The sequence below is a fragment of the Saprospiraceae bacterium genome, assembly GCA_016717265.1.
Lineage (GTDB): Bacteria > Bacteroidota > Bacteroidia > Chitinophagales > Saprospiraceae > Vicinibacter.
Genome location: JADKFX010000001.1, coordinates 412,485 through 436,136 on the forward strand (window position 1 = coordinate 412,485; position 23,652 = coordinate 436,136).

Sequence of the window (23,652 nt, forward strand, 5' to 3'; positions counted from 1 at the left end):
CTATTTTTCTATCATCAACTGTTCCGTTTTTTGTTTTGTTCCATCGGATACCCGAATTAAATAAATTCCAGTATGGACTCCTAATGTTTTTAAGTCTAATTCAATCAAATTGTGTTTAGCTTCTACTTTCAATTTGAAAACAATTTTACCATATAAATCTAACATCGTGATTTCTTTTACCCGCTGATCAAATCCTTCAATTTTAACAGTTGCAAGATCTCTTGCTGGATTTGGTACAATCTCTAAGGAAACCGGTCCATAATCGTATTCTTCATCCGGAATCGTAAGTTCGCGTATCCGGTTTTGCTGAGGACCAAAAGCTGGTAAAGTATGAAACCATCCATTTACACTAGCTGAATTCGTTGTACCGCATTTGCTTCTGATTTGATAATGATAAAATGAATTCTCATCAAGTCCAGTAAACTGATGTAATAAACCGGGCCCACTTGCTGTTACCCAGCCAGACCAAGGTCCCCATACACCAGGACTTAATTCTTTGCGAATTCTTAAATTATATGCGGTAGCACATTTTCCAGCTTTCCATTTGATTTTTGCTTTATCAAATGTTGTATCGGTATGGTAAACCTGAATTGGTTGACCACAAGTATATGCTACTACTGTCACTTGTTGATTGCATGTTGCTGTATTTCCACTTGAATCTGTAACCGTCCATTTCACAGTTGTAATTCCAACTGGGTATGTGGCCGGTGAGTTATTCGTTAATGGATATTTTATCGCGCAATTATCAGAAACTACAGGAGTGCCTAATGGCACAGATCCGGCCGGAACAGTGCACTGATTTGGCAGTGTAATCACCAATACATTTGGCGGACAAGCAATATGAGGTGGTTCATTATCAATAACCTGAACCGTAAAACTACAGATGGCTGTATTTCCTGCTGCATCTGTTGCTGTCCAGGTAATTGTTGTCGTACCTTTTTTCAAGAATAATCCATTTAAAGACCCACTTCCGCTACCAGTTGTTGATCCCGTCCATGTGAATGTTTTAGAAACTACACCACAATTGTCTGAAGCGGTTCCATCAAATTCGGTACCCGTTATTAAATATTTACATAAGCCTTCTGTGGTTCCTCTAGTTGTATTTGCTGGACAAGTCATCGTCGGTGGTGTGACATCTTTTCCGGTTAATACCGTAGTACAAGTTGATGAATTTCCATTTCCATCATTTACAGTTACGGTTATTGTATGCGTCATATTATGGGCAGATGATAAAATAGTAGCTACAGTTGGATTTTGACTCCAGGTAAAGCTGCTTGCGCAATTATCTGTTGCACTAACACCATCAATAAGGTTTGGAACGACCAATTGGCAACTTGCATTTAGATTTACGTTTTGTGCAGATTCACAAATTGGTGTTGGTGGTGTAACATCATTTCCAGTTAATATAACGGTACATGTTGAAGAATTTCCATTTCCATCATTTACTGTTACTGTAATCGTATGTGTTGTTCCTTCACCAGAGGCTAATAACGTACCAGCTGATGTACTCTGACTCCAGGTAAAGCTTGCAGAACAATTATCTGTTGCACTTGCGCCATCAATTAAATTCGGTACTGATAATTTGCAATTCGCATCCAAATTAATGGTTTGTGGTCCTTCGCAAATTGGTGTTGGTGGTGTCACATCATTTCCAGTTAATACAACGGTACATGTTGAAGAATTTCCATTTCCATCATTTACTGTTACTGTAATCGTATGTGTTGTTCCTTCACCAGAGGCTAGTAATGTTCCAGCAGATGTACTTTGACTCCAGGTAAAGCTTGCAGAACAATTATCTGTTGCACTTGCTCCATTTGTTAAATCTGGTACTAATAATTTACAAGTATTATCCAGATTAATGGTTTGTGGTCCTTCGCAAATTGGTGTTGGTGGTGTAACATCGTTTCCAGTCAATTCAACCACACAATAATCACTATTTCCATTTCCGTCAAAGGCCGTAACTGTAATGGTATGCGTTGTTCCTTCTCCAGAAGAAAGCAATGTTCCTGCAGTTGGATTCTGTGTCCATGTAAAACTTACAGAACAATTATCGAATGCAGTTGCTCCATCAATTAAATTCGGTACTGATAATTTACAATTCGCATCCAAATTAATGGTTTGTGGTCCTTCGCAAATTGGTGTTGGTGGTGTCACATCATTTCCAGTTAATATAACGGTACATGTTGAAGAATTTCCATTTCCATCATATGCTGTTACAGTAATCGTATGTGTTGTTCCTTCTCCAGAGGCTAGTAATGTTCCAGCTGATGTACTTTGACTCCAGGTAAAACTTGCTGAGCAATTATCAGTTGCACTTGCACCATTTGTTAAATCTGGTACTAATAATTTACAAGTATTATCCAGATTAATGGTTTGTGGTCCTTCGCAAATTGGTGTTGGTGGTGTAACATCATCTCCGGTTAATACAACAGTACATGTTGAAGAATTTCCATTGCCATCATTTACCGTTACGGTAATCGTATGTGTTGTTCCTTCTCCGGATGCTAGTAATGTTCCAGCCGATGTACTCTGACTCCAGGTGAAGCTCGATGAGCAGTTATCTGATGCACTTGCTCCATTTGTTAAATCCGGTACTAATAATTTACAGGTTGCATCTAAAGTAATTGTTTGTGGTCCTTCGCAGATTGGTGTTGGTGGTGTAACATCGTTTCCAGTCAATTCAACCACACAATAATCACTATTTCCATTTCCGTCAAAGGCGGTAACTGTAATGGTATGTGTTGTTCCTTCGCCAGAAGAAAGCAATGTTCCTGCGGTTGGATTCTGTGTCCATGTAAAACTTACAGAACAATTATCGAATGCAGTTGCTCCATCAATTAAATTCGGTACTGATAATTTACAATTCGCATCCAAATTAATGGTTTGTGGTCCTTCGCAAATTGGTGTTGGTGGTGTCACATCATTTCCAGTTAATACAACGGTACATGTTGAAGAATTTCCATTGCCATCATTTACAGTTACAGTAATCGTATGTGTAGTTCCTTCACCAGAGGCTAGTAATGTTCCAGCTGATGTACTTTGACTCCAGGTAAAGCTCGCTGAGCAATTATCCGATGCACTTGCACCATTTGTTAAATCTGGTACCAATAATTTACAAGTATTATCCAGATTAATGGTTTGTGGTCCTTCGCAAATTGGCGTTGGTGGTGTAACATCATCTCCAGTTAATACAACAGTACATGTTGAAGAATTTCCATTTCCATCATTTACCGTTACGGTAATCGTATGTGTTGTTCCTTCTCCAGAGGCTAGTAATGTTCCAGCAGTTGTACTCTGACTCCAACTAAAGTTTCCGAAACAATTATCAGTTGCACTTGCGCCATTTGTTAAATCCGGTACCAATAATTTACAGGTTGCATCTAAAGTAATTGTTTGTGGTCCTTCACAGATTGCAACAGGTGGTGTGGTATCATCTCCAGTTAATACAACGATACATGTTGAAGAATTTCCATTTCCATCATTTACCGTTACGGTAATCGTATGCGTTGTTCCTTCTCCGGATGCTAGTAATGTTCCAGCAGATGTACTCTGACTCCAGGTGAAGCTTGCAGAACAATTATCTGTTGCACTTGCTCCATTTGTTAAATCTGGTACTAGTAATTTACAGGTTGCATCTAATACAATTGTTTGCGGACCTTCACATGTTGCAACAGGTGGTGTAGTATCATCTCCAGTCAACACAACAGTGCATGTTGAAGAGTTTCCGTTCCCATCATTTACAGTTACTGTAATAGTATGCGTTGTTCCTTCTCCGGATGCTAGTAATGTTCCAGCAGATGTACTCTGACTCCAGGTAAAACTTGCAGAACAATTATCGGTTGCGCTTGCACCATTTGTTAAATCCGGTACTAATAATTTACAGGTTGCATCTAAAGAAATTGTTTGCGGACCTTCACAGCTTGCAACAGGAGGTGTGGTATCGTCTCCAGTTAATAATACTGAACAAGATGATGAATTTCCATTCCCATCATACGCAGTTACAGTTATTGTGTGTGTTATTCCTTCTCCGGATGCTAATAATGTTCCTGCATTCGTACTCTGACTCCAGGTAAAGCTTGAAGAACAATTATCTGTTGCACTTGCTCCATTTGTTAAATCTGGTACTAATAATTTACAGGTTGCATCTAAAGAAATTGTTTGCGGACCTTCACAGGTTGCAACAGGAGGTGTGGTATCGTCTCCAGTTAATAAAACGGTACATGTTGAAGAATTTCCATTTCCATCATTTACCGTTACGGTAATCGTATGTGTTGTTCCTTCACCAGATGCTAGTAATGTTCCAGTAGTTGTACTCTGACTCCAGGTAAAGCTTGCAGAACAATTATCGCTTGCACTTGCTCCATTTGTTAAATCTGGTACTAGTAATTTACATGTTGCATCTAATACTATTGTTTGTGGTCCTTCACAGGTTGCAACAGGTGGTGTTGTATCATCTCCAGTCAACACAACAGTGCATGTTGAAGAATTTCCATTGCCATCATTTACAGTGACTGTAATTGTATGCGTTGTTCCTTCTCCAGATGCTAGTAATGCTCCTGTTGCAGGATTTTGACTCCAGGTAAAGTTTCCGAAACAATTATCGGTTGCACTTGCCCCATTTGTTAAATCCGGTACTAATAATTTACAGGTTGCATCTAATACTATTGTTTGTGGACCTTCACAGCTTGCAACAGGTGGTGTAGTATCATCTCCAGTCAACACAACAGTGCATGTTGAAGAATTTCCATTGCCATCGTTTACCGTTACGGTAATCGTATGCGTTGTTCCTTCACCAGATGCTAGTAATGTTCCAGCAGATGTACTCTGACTCCAGGTGAAGCTTGCAGAACAATTATCTGTTGCACTTGCGCCATCAACTAAGTTTGGCACCAACAATTCACAAGCACTATTTAATACTATAGTTTGTGGTCCTTCGCAAATTGGTGTTGGTGGCGTTGCATCATCTCCAGTTAATACAACGGTGCATGTTGAAGAATTTCCATTTCCATCATTTACCGTTACGGTAATCGTATGTGTTGTTCCTTCTCCGGATGCTAATAATGTTCCTGCAGATGTACTCTGACTCCAGGTAAAACTTGAAGAACAATTATCTGTTGCACTTGCAGCATTTGTTAAATCTGGTACTAATAATTTACATGTTGCATCTAACACAATTGTTTGTGGTCCTTCACAAGTTGCAACAGGTGGTGTTGTATCATCTCCAGTCAACACAACGGTACATGTTGAACTGTTTCCATTTCCATCATTTACTGTTACGGTAATCGTATGCGTTGTTCCTTCTCCGGATGCTAATAATGTTCCTGCAGATGTACTCTGACTCCAGGTAAAACTTGAAGAACAATTATCTGTTGCACTTGTGCCATCAATTAAGTTTGGTACTAATAATTCACAAGCACTATTTAATACAATAGTTTGTGGTCCTTCGCAGATTGGTGTTGGTGGTGTGGCATCGTCTCCAGTTAATAACACTGAACAGGATGATGAATTTCCATTCCCGTCATATGCTGTAACAGTTATTGTGTGTGTTGTTCCTTCGCCGGATGCTAATAATGTTCCAGCATTCGTACTCTGACTCCAGGTAAAGCTTGCAGAACAATTATCTGTTGCACTTGCAGCATTTGTTAAATCTGGTACTAATAATTTACATGTTGCATCTAACACAATTATTTGTGGTCCTTCACAAGTTGCAACAGGTGGTGTAGTATCATCTCCAGTCAACACAACAGTGCATGTAGATGAATTTCCATTACCATCATTTACAGTTACTGTAATGGTATGTGTTGTTCCTTCTCCGGATGCTAGTAATGTTCCTGCAGTTGTACTCTGACTCCAAGTAAATGTTGTTGCACAATTATCTGTTGCACTTGTACCATTTGTTAAATTTGGTACTAATAATTTACATGTTGCATCTAATACAATTGTTTGTGGTCCTTCACAAATTGGTGTTGGTGGTGTAGCATCATCTCCAGTTAATACAACGGTGCATGTTGAACTGTTTCCATTTCCATCATCTACAGTTACTGTCACAGTATGCGTTGTTCCTTCTCCAGATGCTAATAATGTTCCAGCAGTAGGATTTTGACTCCAGGTAAAGGTCCCTAAACAATTACCGGTTGCGCTTGCTCCATCAGTTAAATCCGGTACTAATAATTTACATGTTGCATCTAACGCTATTGTTTGTGGTCCTTCACAAGTTGCAACAGGTGGTGTTGTATCATCTCCAGTCAACACAACGGTGCATGTTGAACTGTTTCCATTTCCATCATTTACCGTTACGGTAATCGTATGCGTTGTTCCTTCTCCGGATGCTAATAATGCTCCTGCTGCAGGATTTTGACTCCAGGTAAATGTGGTTGCACAATTGTCTGTTGCACTTGCATCATTTGTTAAGTCTGGAACCAATAATTCACAATTACTATTTAACACTATAGTTTGCGGTCCTTCACAGCTTGCAACAGGTGGTGTGGTATCATCTCCAGTCAACACAACAGTGCATATTGAACTGTTTCCATTTCCATCATTTACCGTTACGGTAATGGTATGTGTTGTTCCTTCACCAGATGCTAGTAATGTTCCAGTAGTTGTACTCTGACTCCAGGTGAAGCTTGCAGAACAATTATCGGTTGCGCTTGCGCCATTTGTTAAATCTGGTACTAATAATTCACAAGCACTATTTAAAACTATTGTTTGTGGTCCTTCACATATTGGTGTTGGTGGTGTGGTATCATCTCCAGTTAATACAACAGTACATGTTGAACTGTTTCCATTTCCATCATTTACCGTTACAGTAATGGTATGTGTTGTTCCTTCTCCGGATGCTAGTAATGCTCCTGCTGCAGGATTTTGACTCCAGGTAAATGTTGTCGCACAATTATCAGTTGCGCTTGCACCATTTGTTAAGTCTGGTACTAATAATTTACATGTTGCATCTAATACAATGGTTTGTGGTCCTTCACAGGTTGCAACAGGTGGTGTTGTATCATCTCCTGTCAACACAACGGTACATGTTGCACTATTTCCGTTTCCATCATTTGCAGTTACGGTAATGGTATGTGTTGTTCCTTCGCCAGAGGCTAGTAATGTTCCAGTAGAAGTACTTTGACTCCAGGTAAAACTTGCAGAACAATTATCTGTTGCACTTGCTCCATCAATTAAGTTTGGTACTAATAATTCACAAGCACTATTTAAAACTATTGTTTGTGGCCCTTCGCAAATTGGTGTTGGTGGTGTGGTATCATCTCCAGTTAATACAACGGTACATGTTGAACTGTTTCCATTTCCATCATTTACTGTTACAGTAATGGTATGTGTTGTTCCTTCGCCGGATGCTAATAATGCCCCTACTGTAGGATTTTGACTCCAGGTAAATGTTGTTGCACAATTATCTGTTGCACTTGCTCCATCTGTTAAATCTGGTACTAATAATTTACAAGTTGCATCTAATACAATGGTTTGTGGTAATTCACAGGTCGCAACCGGATTTTCAACATCGTTTACAGTTACTGTAAAACTACATGTTGAAACATTTGGTACTGCATCACTTGCTGTCCATGTTACAAGGGTAGTTCCTTCTTGATAGTTTCCACTAGCATTTGAAGTTCCATTAAAATCATTAGTATTTGAAATCACTCCACAATTATCAAATGCAGCTACATCAAAAATTAAAGATGCATAACAAACACCTGGAATCGTATTTACAGTTATGGAATTATTAGGTCCAAATGGAGTTCTAATCCAATCTGCATTTTCCATATTAACAAGCACACCATTTTGAGCAGTGCCTGCATTATCATTAGCTGTTGTTCCAGTTCCTTGTTCTAAATTATAATAAGCTACAAGTCCAGCTTCCGTTCCTAACAATGAAGTTGCAAGGTAAGTTTTAATTTGTGCTCCTGTTAATGCTGTATTGAAAACACCAACTTCATCCATTTTACCATTAAAGTAATCAATGTTTGCAGATGTTTTAAATGCCATTGTAAGTGGACTTCCGTTGTTTATAATATTTCCGGATATTGTTCCAGCGGCAGATCCCATTAAAGTACCATTGATATATATATTTACTTTTGAACCTGTGTAAACACCGGCCATATGTACCCATTGTCCTACCGGAATTGTATTTGTTCCGCCAGAGCCAACAGTTCCTGCTGTATACCAACCGTTATTTGTTGTAGCGACTACAAAATGATAAGTTCCATTATTTCCAATGATTAACCGGTAGGCGTTTTCTTTTGCAATTGGTGAATAATTCTGGACTGGTAATGCATCCATTTTAATCCAACCCATTACAGTCAACGCACCCATATTTTCAAGGACTGCATTATCTGCTACGGTTACATATTCATTGACTCCATCAAAATCCAATCCTGTTCCAACTTTACATAAGACCGTTGGAAATTCAGCATCATTTACCGTTACTGAAATTGAACATGTTGCAGTATTTCCGCAAGCATCTGTTGCAGTCCAAACGATTGCTGTAGTTCCAGTTGGTAATGTATCGTTAGCGAGTGTGTTTGTTAAATTAAAATTATTAATTAAGGTAACGGAACCTCCACAATTATCAGTTGCAGTTGCATTAAATTCTGTACCACTTACAATATATCCACAATAGCCCAAAGTGGTTGTTCTTGTAAATGGACTGCCCACTGCACAAACAATTGTTGGCGGTGTTAAATCCTTTCCGGTATTAGAATAACTTTGATTTGCTAAGATGTTATTGCAAATATCTTTTACACTAAAAGTGTAGGTCACTGTCCAATTACAATCTGTTCCAGTAACAACTGAATTTGTAAGCGTTGCAGTTACTGCTCCTAAACAATTATCAGTATATCCTTGAATTGCATTTGCTGCACTAAATGGTGCTGCTGTTTCAGCATTTGCCTTACATGCATTTATACCTGTAGTTCCAGCATATGCTGTTCCCGTTAAGCTCGGAGCTGTTTGATCACTACCAGTATTAGAATATGTCTGACCAATAAGTGGGTTATTACATTCATCAAAAATAGTGAATGTATAGCTTACAGTCCAGGCACAATCAGTTCCTGTAACACTCGTATTTGTTAAAGCTGCAGTTACCGGTGCAAGGCAATTATCCGTATATCCTTGAATTGCATTTGCTGCATTAAATGGTGCTGCCGTTTGTGCACTTGCCATACATGCATTTGTGCCCGTCGTACCTGCATAAGCAGTTCCTGTTAAGCTCGGAGCTGTTTGATCACTTCCAGTATTAGAATATGTTTGTCCGGTTAATAAATTACCACAAACATCACTTATTGTAAATGTGTAGCTTACTGTCCAATTGCAATCAGTTCCTGTAACACTTGTATTTGTTAAAGTTGCAGTTAAAACTCCGCCACAATTATCTGTATACCCTTGGATTGCATTTGCTGCACTAAATGGTGCTGCTGTTTCAGCATTTGCTTTACAAGCATTTGTGCCTGTCGTTCCAGCATATGCTGTTCCCGTTAAGCTTGGCAAGGTCTGGTCATCTACCGTAATTGTTTGAGAACATAATGCCGTATTTAAACATTCATCCGTTGCTTCATACGTTCTTGTAATGGTATATCTGTTGACACATGTTTGTGCACTTATTACATCTCCTTCAAATGTTACAGTCACGGTTCCACCACAATTATCACTTGTACTTCCACCTGCAAAATCAGAATTCGGTACTTCGCTTACACAACTTACGGTCGTCGGTTCTGGACAAGTAATTGTTGGTGCGGTGACGTCTTGTATAGTTATTACCTGGGATGTGTTTGTTGCATTTCCACAGCCATCTGTAATTACAAAAGTTCTGGTCAATGAACCTGGACAACCACTATCAAATACATCACTATATGAGAAATTAAGATCTACACAATTATCTGTTGCTGATCCACCTTCTGCAAAGTATTGAGATTCTGAAATCGTTGTAGAAGAAACGTTGTATGCAAGATTCACACCAAGTGTTCTAAAATTATCCCAATAGATATCATAAGTAACACCTGGAGTATCCGTATTGTGTCCTTGTAAAATAACATTACCTATGTAGGTTGTTGCAAATGCTTCTGTTTTAATTACGAGATCTCCAACTTTATAAATAAATTTATCACCTACTATTCTAATTACAAGGGTATACCAATTATCATAACTAAATCCTGTTGGTAAGCCCATATCTACCCAAAGTCCGGTATTATTATCCCAGCCTCTAAATCTAGGAACGCCACCATCCGAAGTAAACTCAATAATTGGAAAGGCACTTACTGCATTAGAAATATCAAATGCGGTACCCCATAATCCTGCCATTCTTTTACCTGTTGTCGCCCATGCATTGGGTACATATAAATCAATTGAAATACTATGCGCATTTGCAATATCATATTTTCTACCTTGTGTATTATAAAAAGTTGAATTAAATCCTCCTGGTCTGCAACTTTGACAATCTGAAGCATCAATGGAATGTTTAATTCTATCTGCTCCTAAGAAATTACTTAATGCAAATCCTTTTGGTGGATATCTGTCTGGATAATATGTTTTTGGTGCTTGTACTGGACCCACTGTGATCGCCTTTGTTTCTGGCAATGAAATAGTACCACATCCATCTATTGTAATATTCGCTGGTGCGGTTACTAAAGGTGCAATGTTATCATCTAATGTAATGGTTTGAGCACAGGTAATAAAATTACCACTAGCATCTGAAAGTTTCCATGTCCGCGTTATTGTTGTCGGACAATTTCCTGTTGCAACATCTTGATATTCTACTAAGGTAATAGCACAATTATCGGATGCTACACCATTATTTGTTCCGTCTGAAAATATAGCATAGGTTGTAGCTGTTAAGTTTGCATTATATGCCGGATTTGTAACATCTGCTGTATTGCAACCCGAAATTAATCTGGTTACCGGACAAACAGAGATAGACGGATTTTGTGAATCTGTTACGATTATTGTAAAACTACAGATTGTTGAATTACCACTTGCATCTGTTACCTTAAAGGTGTTCGTAGTTGTTCCGACTGGAAATGCTGATCCACTTGGTAAGCCTGTTGTTTGAATGGTTGTAGGACCAGGACAATTATCCGTTCCTACCGGTGTTGTATATGTAACCACTTTAGAACATAAACCAGGTTCTGCAGGTACATTTATATTTGATGGACAAGAGATTACTGGAAATTGATTATCAACGACGGTAACATTAAAAGTACATATACTTTCATTTCCACTTAAATCGGTTGCAGTATAAATAACTTGTGTAATACCGGTTGGGAAATTTGTTCCAGGAGGAAAATTAGATGTAAATATAACTCCCGGACAATTATCAGAAGCTGTAGGTGCTACCCAAGTTACAAAGGCCTGACAAACTCCAGGGTCTGTATTTTTATTAATATCAACAGGACAACCTGTAATCGTAGGATCTTGTGCGTCTATCACAATGACATTAAACATGCAGGTAGATTTATTTCCACATGCATCTGTAGCTTCATATTTCTGAAGGGTAGTACCCACCGGAAAGAAATCTCCTGATGTATAACTAGTTCCATCTACTTGTACTATTGAAATTGCACCAGCACAATTATCTGTTGCAGCAATAGCAGGATAGCTTACTGATTTACCACAATTATTTGGCACTGCATCAACTGTAATATTTACTGGACAATTCGTAAATGTAGGTGCTTGATTATCGATTTTTGTTGAATACATAACACTTGCAGGATTGCCACATGCATCTGTAACCGTTACGGTTACTGTTGCTGTACAAGTTCCAGAAGTAGATGCAGCATAAACTAGGGTACCACCACAATTGTCACTTGCAGTTGTTGCGGTAATTGCTGCTGCTTCAGCAGCTACATTTGTCGGATAACAAGCTGCTATACTGCCTTGTGTTAGCACAGGTGCCGTATTATCAATTACACTTACTGTCTTACTACAGCTTGAAATGCATCCGTTATTATCAGTGATTGTTAAAAATATATCAAAAAAAGTATTGCATCCAGAACCTGCCATTACGGTCACAGTTTGCAGATTCGTTGCACTTGTAATCGTACCACTTCCGGTAATTGTCCATGCATAACTTGCCATTCCAGCAGTTGCTGTATAATCATTAGATGTTGATGGACAAATTGGACTAGGACCACTTATTACACAACTAGGTAATGGATTAACTGTTATCGTTTGAACATCTGTAACCTGACAATCTGCGAATGTAACAGTTACTGTATAGGTCGTTGTGGAAGCAGGTGTAACTGAAATACTTGCGGTTGTTTCAGTAGTGGACCATAAATAACTTAATGCACCTGTTGTAGTAGCATCTAATGTTGCTGAAGCGCCATTACAAATAATTGCATCATTTGCTGTGCCACTTGTTTCAGTAACTAAAATTGTAATTATAGGTGAAGTTGGAGAACCTCCAGGTCCACCCAATTCTGTAGGTACATTGTCTAACCATGGACAGTATTCTACTAAGGCCGTTACCTGAGCTCCTGAACCACCAGCAATCGCTCCTGGTCCAGATGCATGATTCCAATAATTTAAAGTCGCGTCGATAATATTTGTTGCATGTAAATTTTCAACTCCAAAACTTGATCCTGCTAACCAGTTTTTGTCTGTAGCGATTATTAATCCAGCTGTTGAAGTTCCTTGTATATCTGTTCCATTTAATAAACCTGATTCATAAAATTTATTGGTCTTAACAGTACCATTACCATTATTGGTAAATCGCACTCCAATTCCATTATCGTAAATATGATTATTCTCAATTGTTGCAGAACCACCATCTACATCAATACCTATGGCAAAGCCATTTATGGATGCGTCGTTTCCATTTACAATCGCTGATGCATCAGCACCTCTAACATAAATACCTCTTCTGGTTTTATCTGTTCTTGTAATCTCGCAATCATTCTGTACGCTCACTGAAACCGTTGCAAGGTTAGTATTGGATGAACTATCCTGAACAAATACGCCAGCAACTGTTGGGTTGGTAATTGTAACACCACTCAAAATATAGGAACTACTAGCTGCATTACCATAATAATCAAAATTCGTAGCATAGGCTCCGTATGATGATTGCGTTACCGTGCCACCAGAAATTGTTGCTGTACTTGATGTCGGACAATTCCATAAGAAATATCCACTTTCAAATCCATCTATTGTATTGGATGCAACTGTAATTGCAACGTTCGTTTGAATACTCCATAAAGTAATCCCTCTACTATTTGCACTTTCTATTGAAGTATTTGTCATGGTATTATTAGAAACATCCCAGGTACTTGCATTTTGGTATAAATTATTTGCAAGAATTCCTCCAACATCTGTATACGGAGAAGAAGGATCTCCTGTGATTGTTTGTGTCTTTGTTGTTATCGTATTATTTTTAATCGTTGCGCTAGATCCCATTGGTTTTGGTAAAAAATAATTATCTACTTGTACGCCACGCCATGCATCTTCAATGCAATTGTTTTCTATAGCTGCATAATAATCATCATAGGTGAGAATACCTGCCCAATAAGGAACATTTTGAATTTTATTAAATTTCACTTGTCCATCTCTTGCAGTTCCACCAGTAGAACCCATGGAAACCCCAAACGTGTATATATTTTTTATGATGTTATTCTTAACTATTAAATTATTTCCAGCTGGAGCAGCATCTGTTGTAATTCCTAAATCCACATCAAAGTTTGCACCATTTGCAGAAAGCAGTCCCGTAATTGTAGTATTGTCGCCATCTAGTGTAAATCCATCAATGGTTACATTATCTACATCCACATCAATGATAGAACTACTTGAACTCCCGGTTGCAACACCGGTAGCAGGAATAATAATTGCTTCTCCTGTTCCTCTTGAACCATTACATCCATCAATACCTACTTTCGGACCATTGATTGTAAGCGATTTGTTTACAATTATATTTTCAACATAAGTTCCTGCAGCAACCGTAAGCGTATGTCCATTCAAAGTTTGTGGATCATCAATTGCTCCTTGTATGGTGCAGAAAGTTTCTGAGGTATTTGTATTTGTTACTAAATTATTACCTGGACAGATACAGGATCCAGCCGGTTGAAATCCAACTGCTCCACTTGCATCTACCCCGGTTGTAAGAACAGAAGCCAGTACGATGTCACCACTTCCAGCTTCAACAAAAGTTGCAAGTATCGTAGGTAAGTCTATCGTTCCATGCCAATTACACACTACATTAATGTCACTATTTATCCTACTGATTAGTGTTTTATGAGCGAATGCATGCGATAAATCATTTCCTTCAATTGTTACATTTGTTGGAGTCGCATTTATTTTACCGAATTCCCCAATACGAATACCATTCCGCGGACCTGTAATTTTATTATTTTTAATTATCACATTACTTAATGAAGCTGGTATTGTATTATATGAAGGAGCGTCATCTCTTGCTTTAATAGCAATGACTGCTGGATTTTGTGGGTCTGCGGCAACGCCTAATACACCCGAATTTGTGATATCACAATTTTGGATCGTTATGTTTGAATAACTACTGTATTTAAGATTTATATCAATGCCATTGTTGAATCCATAAGTTGCATCGGTTCCATTATTATCCATTGTTAAATTCTCAAATAATGCATTACTTAATTTTTCAAAGTACATCCCCTTTTGAAGATTATTACTAATGGTACTATTCCTAATTATAATGTCTTTAAATTCCCCCGGAGTAGTTGCCTGAAAATTTACAATTCCCTGCAAGGCATTGCCCATAATTGTACAATTATCAATCAGTAATCCTCTTACTTGATTAGCCGTACCAATACGCATTCCAATGGTACCTGCCAACAAAGAAGTTCGTTGGATATCTGTATTCGTGATTATTACATTTGTATTACTATTACCAAAATTCACCCCATACCTGCAATAATCAATCAATGCAAGATTGTTTAATGTTGGATCACTTACCCCACCTAATAAAATGGCATCCTGATAATTTGTAACATACATATTCTGAATTGTTACATTATAATTAGAAATTGTAATTCCTGCACCACTGCAAGCAATAGTTGGTGTCAACACAGTATTCGTGGCTGGATTACTTCCTTTGCCAACACCTGTTATTGTAAGCTGTTTATTTACAACAACATTTTCATTATAGGTACCTGCTCCAACAGTAATAGTATGCCCATCTAAAGTTTGTGGATCATTAATTGCATCTTGAATTGTACAAAATATTTCACTCGTATTTGTATTCACTACATTCCCTGAACATTTTGTAAGTACCACATCATTTCCATCACCACCAGCATAATTAATTTGAAATGTATAACCACCTGAGGTAATTGCAGACCCTTGGACAAACTGACCAACAACTGCATCGCCTCCATCATTTTCTATGATTGTAATTTGATCTCCATTAGAAGGTAGGTATCCTACTGTTAAAATTAAATTTGCATTTCCTAATGTTACCGTTCCATTGACTATAAATTTATCGTGTTCTGTGCATGGTATAATTCCATTTACTTCCATAGCCAATGCATCTCCACTTGTTAAAACTAAATTGCCATTTAAGGTAACACAACCAGGACTTGAGCCCGGTGCAAATGTTACTTCTTTTGTACTCGCATCTGCTCCTGATGCATATGTTCCGGTTTCAATATGGATAATATCTCCACTTACTGCCGCTGCTGCTATTGCATTGGGTATCGTCTCATCTGATAATCCAGTTCCCGGTGCGGATACATATAAATTAATTCCATCAAATCGAATTAATCCTGATGCACCATTATCCAATGCTCCATAAATGCGATCTGTCCGACGGAAATTATTTGCCTGATCAAATAGATCTGAACTAATATCTATGCCGGTTGAACTTAAATTTTCTACATAATAACTTTCTCCTCCAAACTGATTTCCATTCCCAGTCGTTACTACACTTCCCAATTGGATTTGTACATCCCGTGTATTATCGGTTGCATCATCAAAATCATTGGTAGTTAATAAAGCTTTTCCATTGGATTGTACTAAAATTCCGATATCATTTCCATTGATAGTATTACTACTTAATTGTACTGCCTGTTCTCCACTAAAATTACTTCCACTTATCCACTGAAATCCTATGTTTGCTCCTTTCACAGTATTTCCAGAATATAACACCGTACTCGATCCACTTGAATGTGATGTTACCCGAAATCCACGTTGCAAATTAAGCGCTGGATTATTCCCTCCTGCCAGATTTAAAAACTGATTATTACTAATTGTTATATCACTTGTATGTCCATGTGCATTCTCCCAGATTCCCAACACTACTTGTGGAAATGCAGATTGTGCATTTAATATATTTATGGTATTTGTTGAAATCAATAATCCATCATATACAGCACCTCCACTGGTATTGGATTGCATCACTACCGTACTTGAAAAATTAGCACCACTACTCACTCCATCTCCAGGTACATTAAATGTATTATTGGAAATTGTTTGATTCGTGCCAAATGAATAATGGATTCCGATGTTTTGGTTTACATCTGCAGGCGCAACAACCGTATTTAAATCCGTTGCTATATTAAATGTATTATTCGTAATCGTCAAATTATTATACGCATCTGATCCTCCCGCTCCATTAAACATTCCTATCGATAAGTCAAATTCCTTAAACTCCATATTGGATATTGTCCAGTTCTGATTATCGCCTCCATCAAATATTAATACACCTTCCAGATTTACACTTGCAAGATCACCAGGACCTGTTATAGATGCATTTCCTAATCCTTCGGGTGCAGTAAATGTCACTCCGTTAAGATTTGCCGGTACTAAAATAGAATAATCATCTGCTGCAGATACTACACCATCATTTCCTAATGACCAGGAGCTTGCTGCATTCGCTTCAACCCAGTCAAATGTTCCTTTTAAATTTATTGTCCAATTATTGGATGCAGCTTCAACACCGTTGACAATACGAGTATAGTCGTTATTAGTTGCTGATTGTGCGGCATTAATATCTGTAACATAATCATTACTTGCTTTTACAGTAACAAAACCAAGTGCTTTCCAATCAATTTTATGATTAATCTTATCTTCGATTGCAAATAATTGGGCTAAGCTTGCGGTAATTCCTGTTTGTCCATCAAAAGATACTGCAGTTGCATCGATATTGGTTGCAGGCGCATTGGTACCATTTGTTATTTGATCAATATAGGTAGTTTGATTTGTAAAAGAAGCTGGTGTAGCGCCCATAAAGGATGCACTTGCATCTCCACCTTGAATTAATATACCTTTTGTTGTATTATTTATTATTGTGTTTCCTTTTATGACAACAGAAACGGTTGAAGCATTGGTATTTGCTGATGTATCATTCACTTCAATTCCAGCTTGTGCTGATGTTTGAATACTTACACCATCTATAATATAATTACTTGAACTAGCATCTCCATTACTTGCACTATAATAATTTGTAGCATAGACACCAACTTCATTGCCTGTTAAAACTCCTCCAGTAATGGTAATCGGATTTGTTGTCGGACAATTCCATAATCCGATTCCGTAGGTGTTACCAGTAACATTGTTATTATTGATTGTTGCCCCTACATTAGATTGAATAGAGCTCACAAAAATTCCGTCGCTTATTGCAGCGCCAGGATAATTTGTAAAAATATTATTACTAATATTAAAATCCGCAGAATTTGTATAATGTAAATTGAAATAAATACCTCTGCGTTGTGATTCAATTGTATTTCCTGTTATATCATGACTTGTTCCTGCATCTGCATTATAAAAATTACCTGTTTGAATTCCTAAACGAACCCGGGTCATCACATTATCGGTAATATCTGTATAACAGTTATTATAAATTAATATACCAATACCGAATGATGTTGGTAAAATATTATCAAATTTATTGTTGCTAATACTATTCCCTGTTGTGGATGCACCACCATTATAAAAATTATAAAAATCAATACCAGCATAATTTAAGTTCTTGATAATATTATTGCTAATTGTTGTATTGGATAATCCATCATAAGCTCCAATAGCTTCAGCTGCATTAACATCGGCACCATTCATTGAAATACCACCACCAAGAATTGTGTTATCTCCATCCATTGTAAATCCGTCAAATGTGGTTCCACTTGCATTTGGATCGAGATAGATAAATGTCAAATTTACAGGATCTGAAGTTGCTTAGTTGAATAATAGATTCAGCAACCCGGATGCCGGTATTCGGATTGATACCATAATTTGCGCCCCGAATGGATAAGCTTTTATTTACTGTAATATCTTCACGATAAATACCTGCTGCAACAGTAATAATATGTCCGTTTAAAGTTAAAACATCATCAATTGCATCTTGAATGGTACAGAAAAGTTTCCCTGTATTTGTATTCAATACACCACCAGCACATTTTGATAAAACCACATCATTTCCATCGCCGCCAGTATAATCAATTTGGAATGTATATCCGCTTACTGTGATTGATAATCCTTGTGCAAATTGCCCAACAACTGGATCCACTCCGTCATTTACTATAAGTGTATATTGATCGCCGTTTCCTGGCACATATCCTACACTTAAACTTAAGGATGCCCCACCCAATGTTACGGTTCCGTTTACAATGAACTGGTCATATTGTGTGCAAGCTGTAGTGCCATTTACTTCCATGGCAAGTACATCTCCACTTGTTAAAACTAAATTGCCATTTAAGGTAACACAACCAGGACTTGAGCCCGGTGCAAATGTTAATTCTTTTGTACTCGCATCTGCTCCTGTTCCATACGTTCCAGTTTCAATATGGATAATATCTCCACTTACTGCCGCTGCTGCTATTGCATTGGGTATCGTCTCATCTGATAATCCAGTTCCCGGTGCGGATACATATAAATTAATTCCATCAAATCGTATCAATCCTGATGCACCATTATCCAATGCTCCATAAATGCGATCTGTCCGACGGAAATTATTTGCCTGATCAAATAGATCTGAACTAATATCAATGCCGGTTGAACTTAAATTTTCTACATAATAACTTTCTCCTCCAAACTGATTTCCATTCCCAGTCGTTACTACACTTCCCAATTGGATTTGTACATCCCGTGTATTATCGGTTGCATCATCAAAATCATTGGTAGTTAATAAAGCTTTTCCACTGGATTGTACTAAAATTCCGATATCATTTCCATTGATAGTATTACTACTTAATTGTACTGCCTGTTCTCCACTAAAATTACTTCCACTTATCCACTGAAATCCTATGTTTGCTCCTTTCACAGTATTTCCAGAATATAACACCGTACTCGATCCACTTGAATGTGATGTTACCCGGAATCCACGTTGCAAATTAAGCGCTGGATTATTCCCTCCTGCCAGATTTAAAAACTGATTATTACTAACTGTTATATCACTTGTATGTCCATGTGCATTCTCCCAGATTCCCAACACTACTTGTGGAAATGCAGATTGTGCATTTAATATATTTATGGTATTTGTTGAAATCAATAATCCATCATATACAGCGCCTCCACTGGTATTGGATTGCATCACTACCGTACTTGAAAAATTAGCACCACTGCTCACGCCATCTCCAGGTACATTAAATGTGTTATTGGAGATTGTTTGATTCGTTCCAAATGAATAATGGATTCCGATGTTTTGGTTTACATCTGCAGGCGCAACAACCGTATTTAAATCTGTTGCTATATTAAATGTATTATTCGTAATCGTCAAATTATTATACGCATCTGATCCTCCCGCTCCATTAAACATTCCTATCGATAAGTCAAATTCCTTAAACTCCATATTGGATATTGTCCAGTTCTGATTATCGCCTCCATCAAATATTAATACACCTTCCAGATTTACACTTGCAAGATCACCAGGACCTGTTATAGATGCATTTCCTAATCCTTCGGGTGCAGTAAATGTCACTCCGTTAAGATTTGCCGGTACTAAAATAGAATAATCATCTGCTGCAGATACTACGCCATCATTTCCTAATGACCAGGAGGCTGCTGCATTCGCTTCCGTCCAGTCAAATGTTCCTTTTAAATTTATAGTCCAATTATTGGATGCAGCTTCAACTGCATTTCGGATTCTGGTATAATCATTATTTACAGCTGTTGGACTTGACATGTCTGTAACAAATGCTTGATTGGTTTTTACGGTTACAAAACCTAAAGGTTTTTCATCGATATCATGTGTAATTTTATCTTCAAGAGCAAACAATTCAGCGTTTGTCATCACTGCTGGTAAAACTCCACCAAATTTATTATTTCGCGCATCCAAATCAACTGCCCAGGGTACTTTTGTAGTAACGGGTGCTGCGGTTGGTCCGGATTGATTGTCTAAAAAGATATAGGTCCCTATTCCGGATGCAAAATTATTTTCATTTCCAGAAGTACCGATGGTGAATGTTCCAAATATCGGACTGTCATTATCATGATTATTAAATACTAAACCGAAACCTCCGGCAGCACCTGAACCATTCAATGTATTATTTGTAAGCGTTGCATTGATATTGGGTTGATAAAATCCACTGGAAGAGCTAAACTCTTTTGTGTTTATAGTGATATGACTATAGCTTGTAGAAGCAGCCAGGGGTGTAAATGTATTCATATTTATAATTACATTCCTGTAGTTCTCTAAACTTAAGCCCCAATTATGTCCAGTGAATGTATTGTTACTAACAGTTGTTAGTTTGTTTTCGAAATTATTTTTTAATCGCAGGGAAGATGTATACGTACTTCCATTCGTACCATTAAATGTATTATTATCAATTAAAATATTTCCAGCTCCTGCATTCTGTTCCGTCAATTCTACGCCACCACCATTTATAGTATTGCCTGTAATGGTAATATCTCCGTTACTTCCAAAACGAACATGAATATCCTGACTTATAGATAAGAGGGTATTGTTAGTAAAGGTACCGCCTCCTTCATCTACTGCAACTCCGGATCTAAAATATCCGGCAGGTAATGTTCCATTTACAGTATTGTTATGAAAGGTAATACTATTTACGCCGCCAGTTGCAACTCGATAATTTGTAGCCCCGAAATAATTAATACTTACGGCATTTCGATCACCATAGGATCCTGCAGGCGTACCATATCCTAAAATGGTATTATTTTTAACTATAATATTATCTAAATCTAGTGCAGTCGCTATGATAGCAGATCTCAACTTTGATAAATCCACTTTAAAATTGATATTATCTATTGTTACGCCGTCCACAGAAACATCGAATAAGGTCGGTTTTCCAGAAACAATACCTGTAAAATCTACGATTGGTTGAGAAGCACCAACACCTTTAATGTTTAATGATTTATTGACAAGTACTTGTTCGTTATAGGTTCCAGGATATACTTCCAATGTATTTCCATTAACTGTATTGGCATCATTGATTGCAGATTGGATGGTACAGAAAGTTTCTCCGGAACTGGTATTTTTTACAAATCCTAAACCTCCAACGGAGCCTGTATTTCTTGGCTCTGCATTGTTTCCATTACCGCTTAAGGTATTACCACTAATTAAGTTACCACATGCAATTGGAGCATTTCCTCTACCAAAATAAGAATCGGCTAAATCAGATTGGTCACCATCTGTATTCGTATTTGCAACATAGGGTAAATGTCCAGCTTGTTGTTGAATTCCAACATCGTTACCTGTTACGGTATTACCGGTTACGGTATGATTTGTTCCTTCTACTACAATACCGAATCCTTCACTGGAGCTAGTGCCATTATCCTGGATATAACCACTTACGGTGTTGCCTGTTATACTTACACCTGTAGGAATATCCACATTGCCTGTTCCATAGGCTCTTCTAAAGGCTGCTATACCTGCTAGGTCGCGTTTTTCCGAAGGTCTTGAAGCTACGAAGCTACTTGTCCATTGGATCGTATTTCCTGCAACTGAAATATTTGAACCATTGCCATCAGGTAATTTTAACTCGATACCAAATCGGCCATTATTTGTCAATGTATTGTTGGTAATAGCATTTGAACCAGTATTTCCATTCAAGCCAAGAAGTCCAATACCATTATCCCAATTATCATGAATATTATTACCAGTCATAGTAACTCCGGAGGCAGTACCATCTTGAAGTTCAATCCCACAACAATTATTATTATAAACATGACAATTTGAAATGGTAATATTTTCTTTAAATCCATTCCAGATTACGATTCCTCTAGCACCTACAGTATGTCCGGTAGCTGTTACATTTGTGATGGTAACGTTATTGACTGGACCATTTGCATAAAACCCACTACCACCAAGATTATTTAAAATTGCTACATGATCGATAATCAAATTATTATTTCCTCCGATTGCATAAATTCCGGCATTTGCATTTCCTGATGCACCTGCATAATCTTGAACGGTTAATTTTTTTATAGTTACATTGGTAATCCCATTGTTTATTGTAATTCCATTACCATCACCTACTAAACCTGTTCCGTCAAGGATGCAGGTAATACTATCCGTTCCTTGCAATGTCAGTGACTTATCTATGGTAACGCGTTCATTATAAGTGGCCGGAGAACATTCAATGACATCGTTTGGATTGGCTGCATTCACAGCATCCTGAATCGTAAGGTGAAAGGTATTCTGTGTCAAATTATGTACAGGATCTACAAAGCTATTTGGGTGCATCCATTCAATGGTCTTGAATTTAGTCACGCTATTAACAGATGGAATATTCGCCATTAAGGAAACATTGCCAACAGCAAATGAACCGTGAATAGAGAAGAGTACACAAATTAAAAGTTTACTAAAATCTGAGAAATGCAAAGAATTTGGAGTACTAAGTGCTTTCATAAAAACATTTTTTAAATTAGAAAAGGATGTAATAGTTGATTTCATGTTTATTTAAATTATTGGGGATTCATCATGGCTTAACTAGTAAGTTTCTTTAAAATATAAGTTTGACTGAATATATATAAGATTAAAATTCAAAGGACTTATACAAATGGATTTTATAAATAAAACAATTGTCAACTGTTTAAAAGAAATTGACAAGTGGGCAAAATTGCTAACTATGAATTGAATACAAAATGCTAGACTAGAAAGCCTGCTATATTCTACGGATCTTGTAGACAGAAAGGTGTAAGTTAAATACATAAGGTTAGCGGTTATTGTCGCTGAAAGTAATTTCTTAAAATCGGTTAAAAATGTAAATAAGCACTATTGGGATTAATCAGAAAGCACTTATATACAAATTTAATATAAACTTTTGATTTATTTCAGTGAAATTTAAAAAATAATAATTTATTAATAAAATTTGGCTTTTCATATCAGCTGTTGCACAAAAGATTTAATTTCTAATGACATTCTAATATTTAGAATAAGCTATCCATAAATAGAATAAAAAAAATATATAACTCTTTGTCTTCTAATTCAATGTTTCTAAAAAATTCAAAAAAATAAAATACATTTTATTTACTATCTGATGAATAGTAAATCCAAAATGAACAAGCTCCTTCTCTAAAGATACGATATAAATCAACAAAAAGTTGCTACAATTTAAAATATAAGTCCAACAAATGTAAACTTCAATTTTATATTGAAATTTAGTTAAAATACAAAATACTATCGCTCATAATTAGCGTTATATTTTTAAAAATCAATTGCTGCATCAACAAATTCCTTGTTTTAAACCTCAAATCATCAAAACATTGCAGTTAAAGATTCTTTATTATTTC

Annotated in this window: 2 protein-coding genes; both read right to left on the bottom strand. The window is 37.2% G+C overall.

Features of this window, described 5'->3' with window-relative positions; all coding sequences use genetic code 11:
• The gene (locus tag IPO86_01755) at nt 1–18,117 is read right to left on the bottom strand and encodes an HYR domain-containing protein (protein MBK9726821.1); all 18,117 of its coding nucleotides are present in this window, start codon (nt 18,115–18,117) and stop codon (nt 1–3) included.
• Entirely contained in the window at nt 18,071–22,813 is a 4,743-nt protein-coding gene (locus IPO86_01760) for a right-handed parallel beta-helix repeat-containing protein (protein ID MBK9726822.1), read from the bottom strand. The genes IPO86_01755 and IPO86_01760 overlap by 47 nt, the downstream gene beginning before the upstream one ends.
• Nucleotides 22,814–23,652 lie beyond the last annotated feature (839 nt).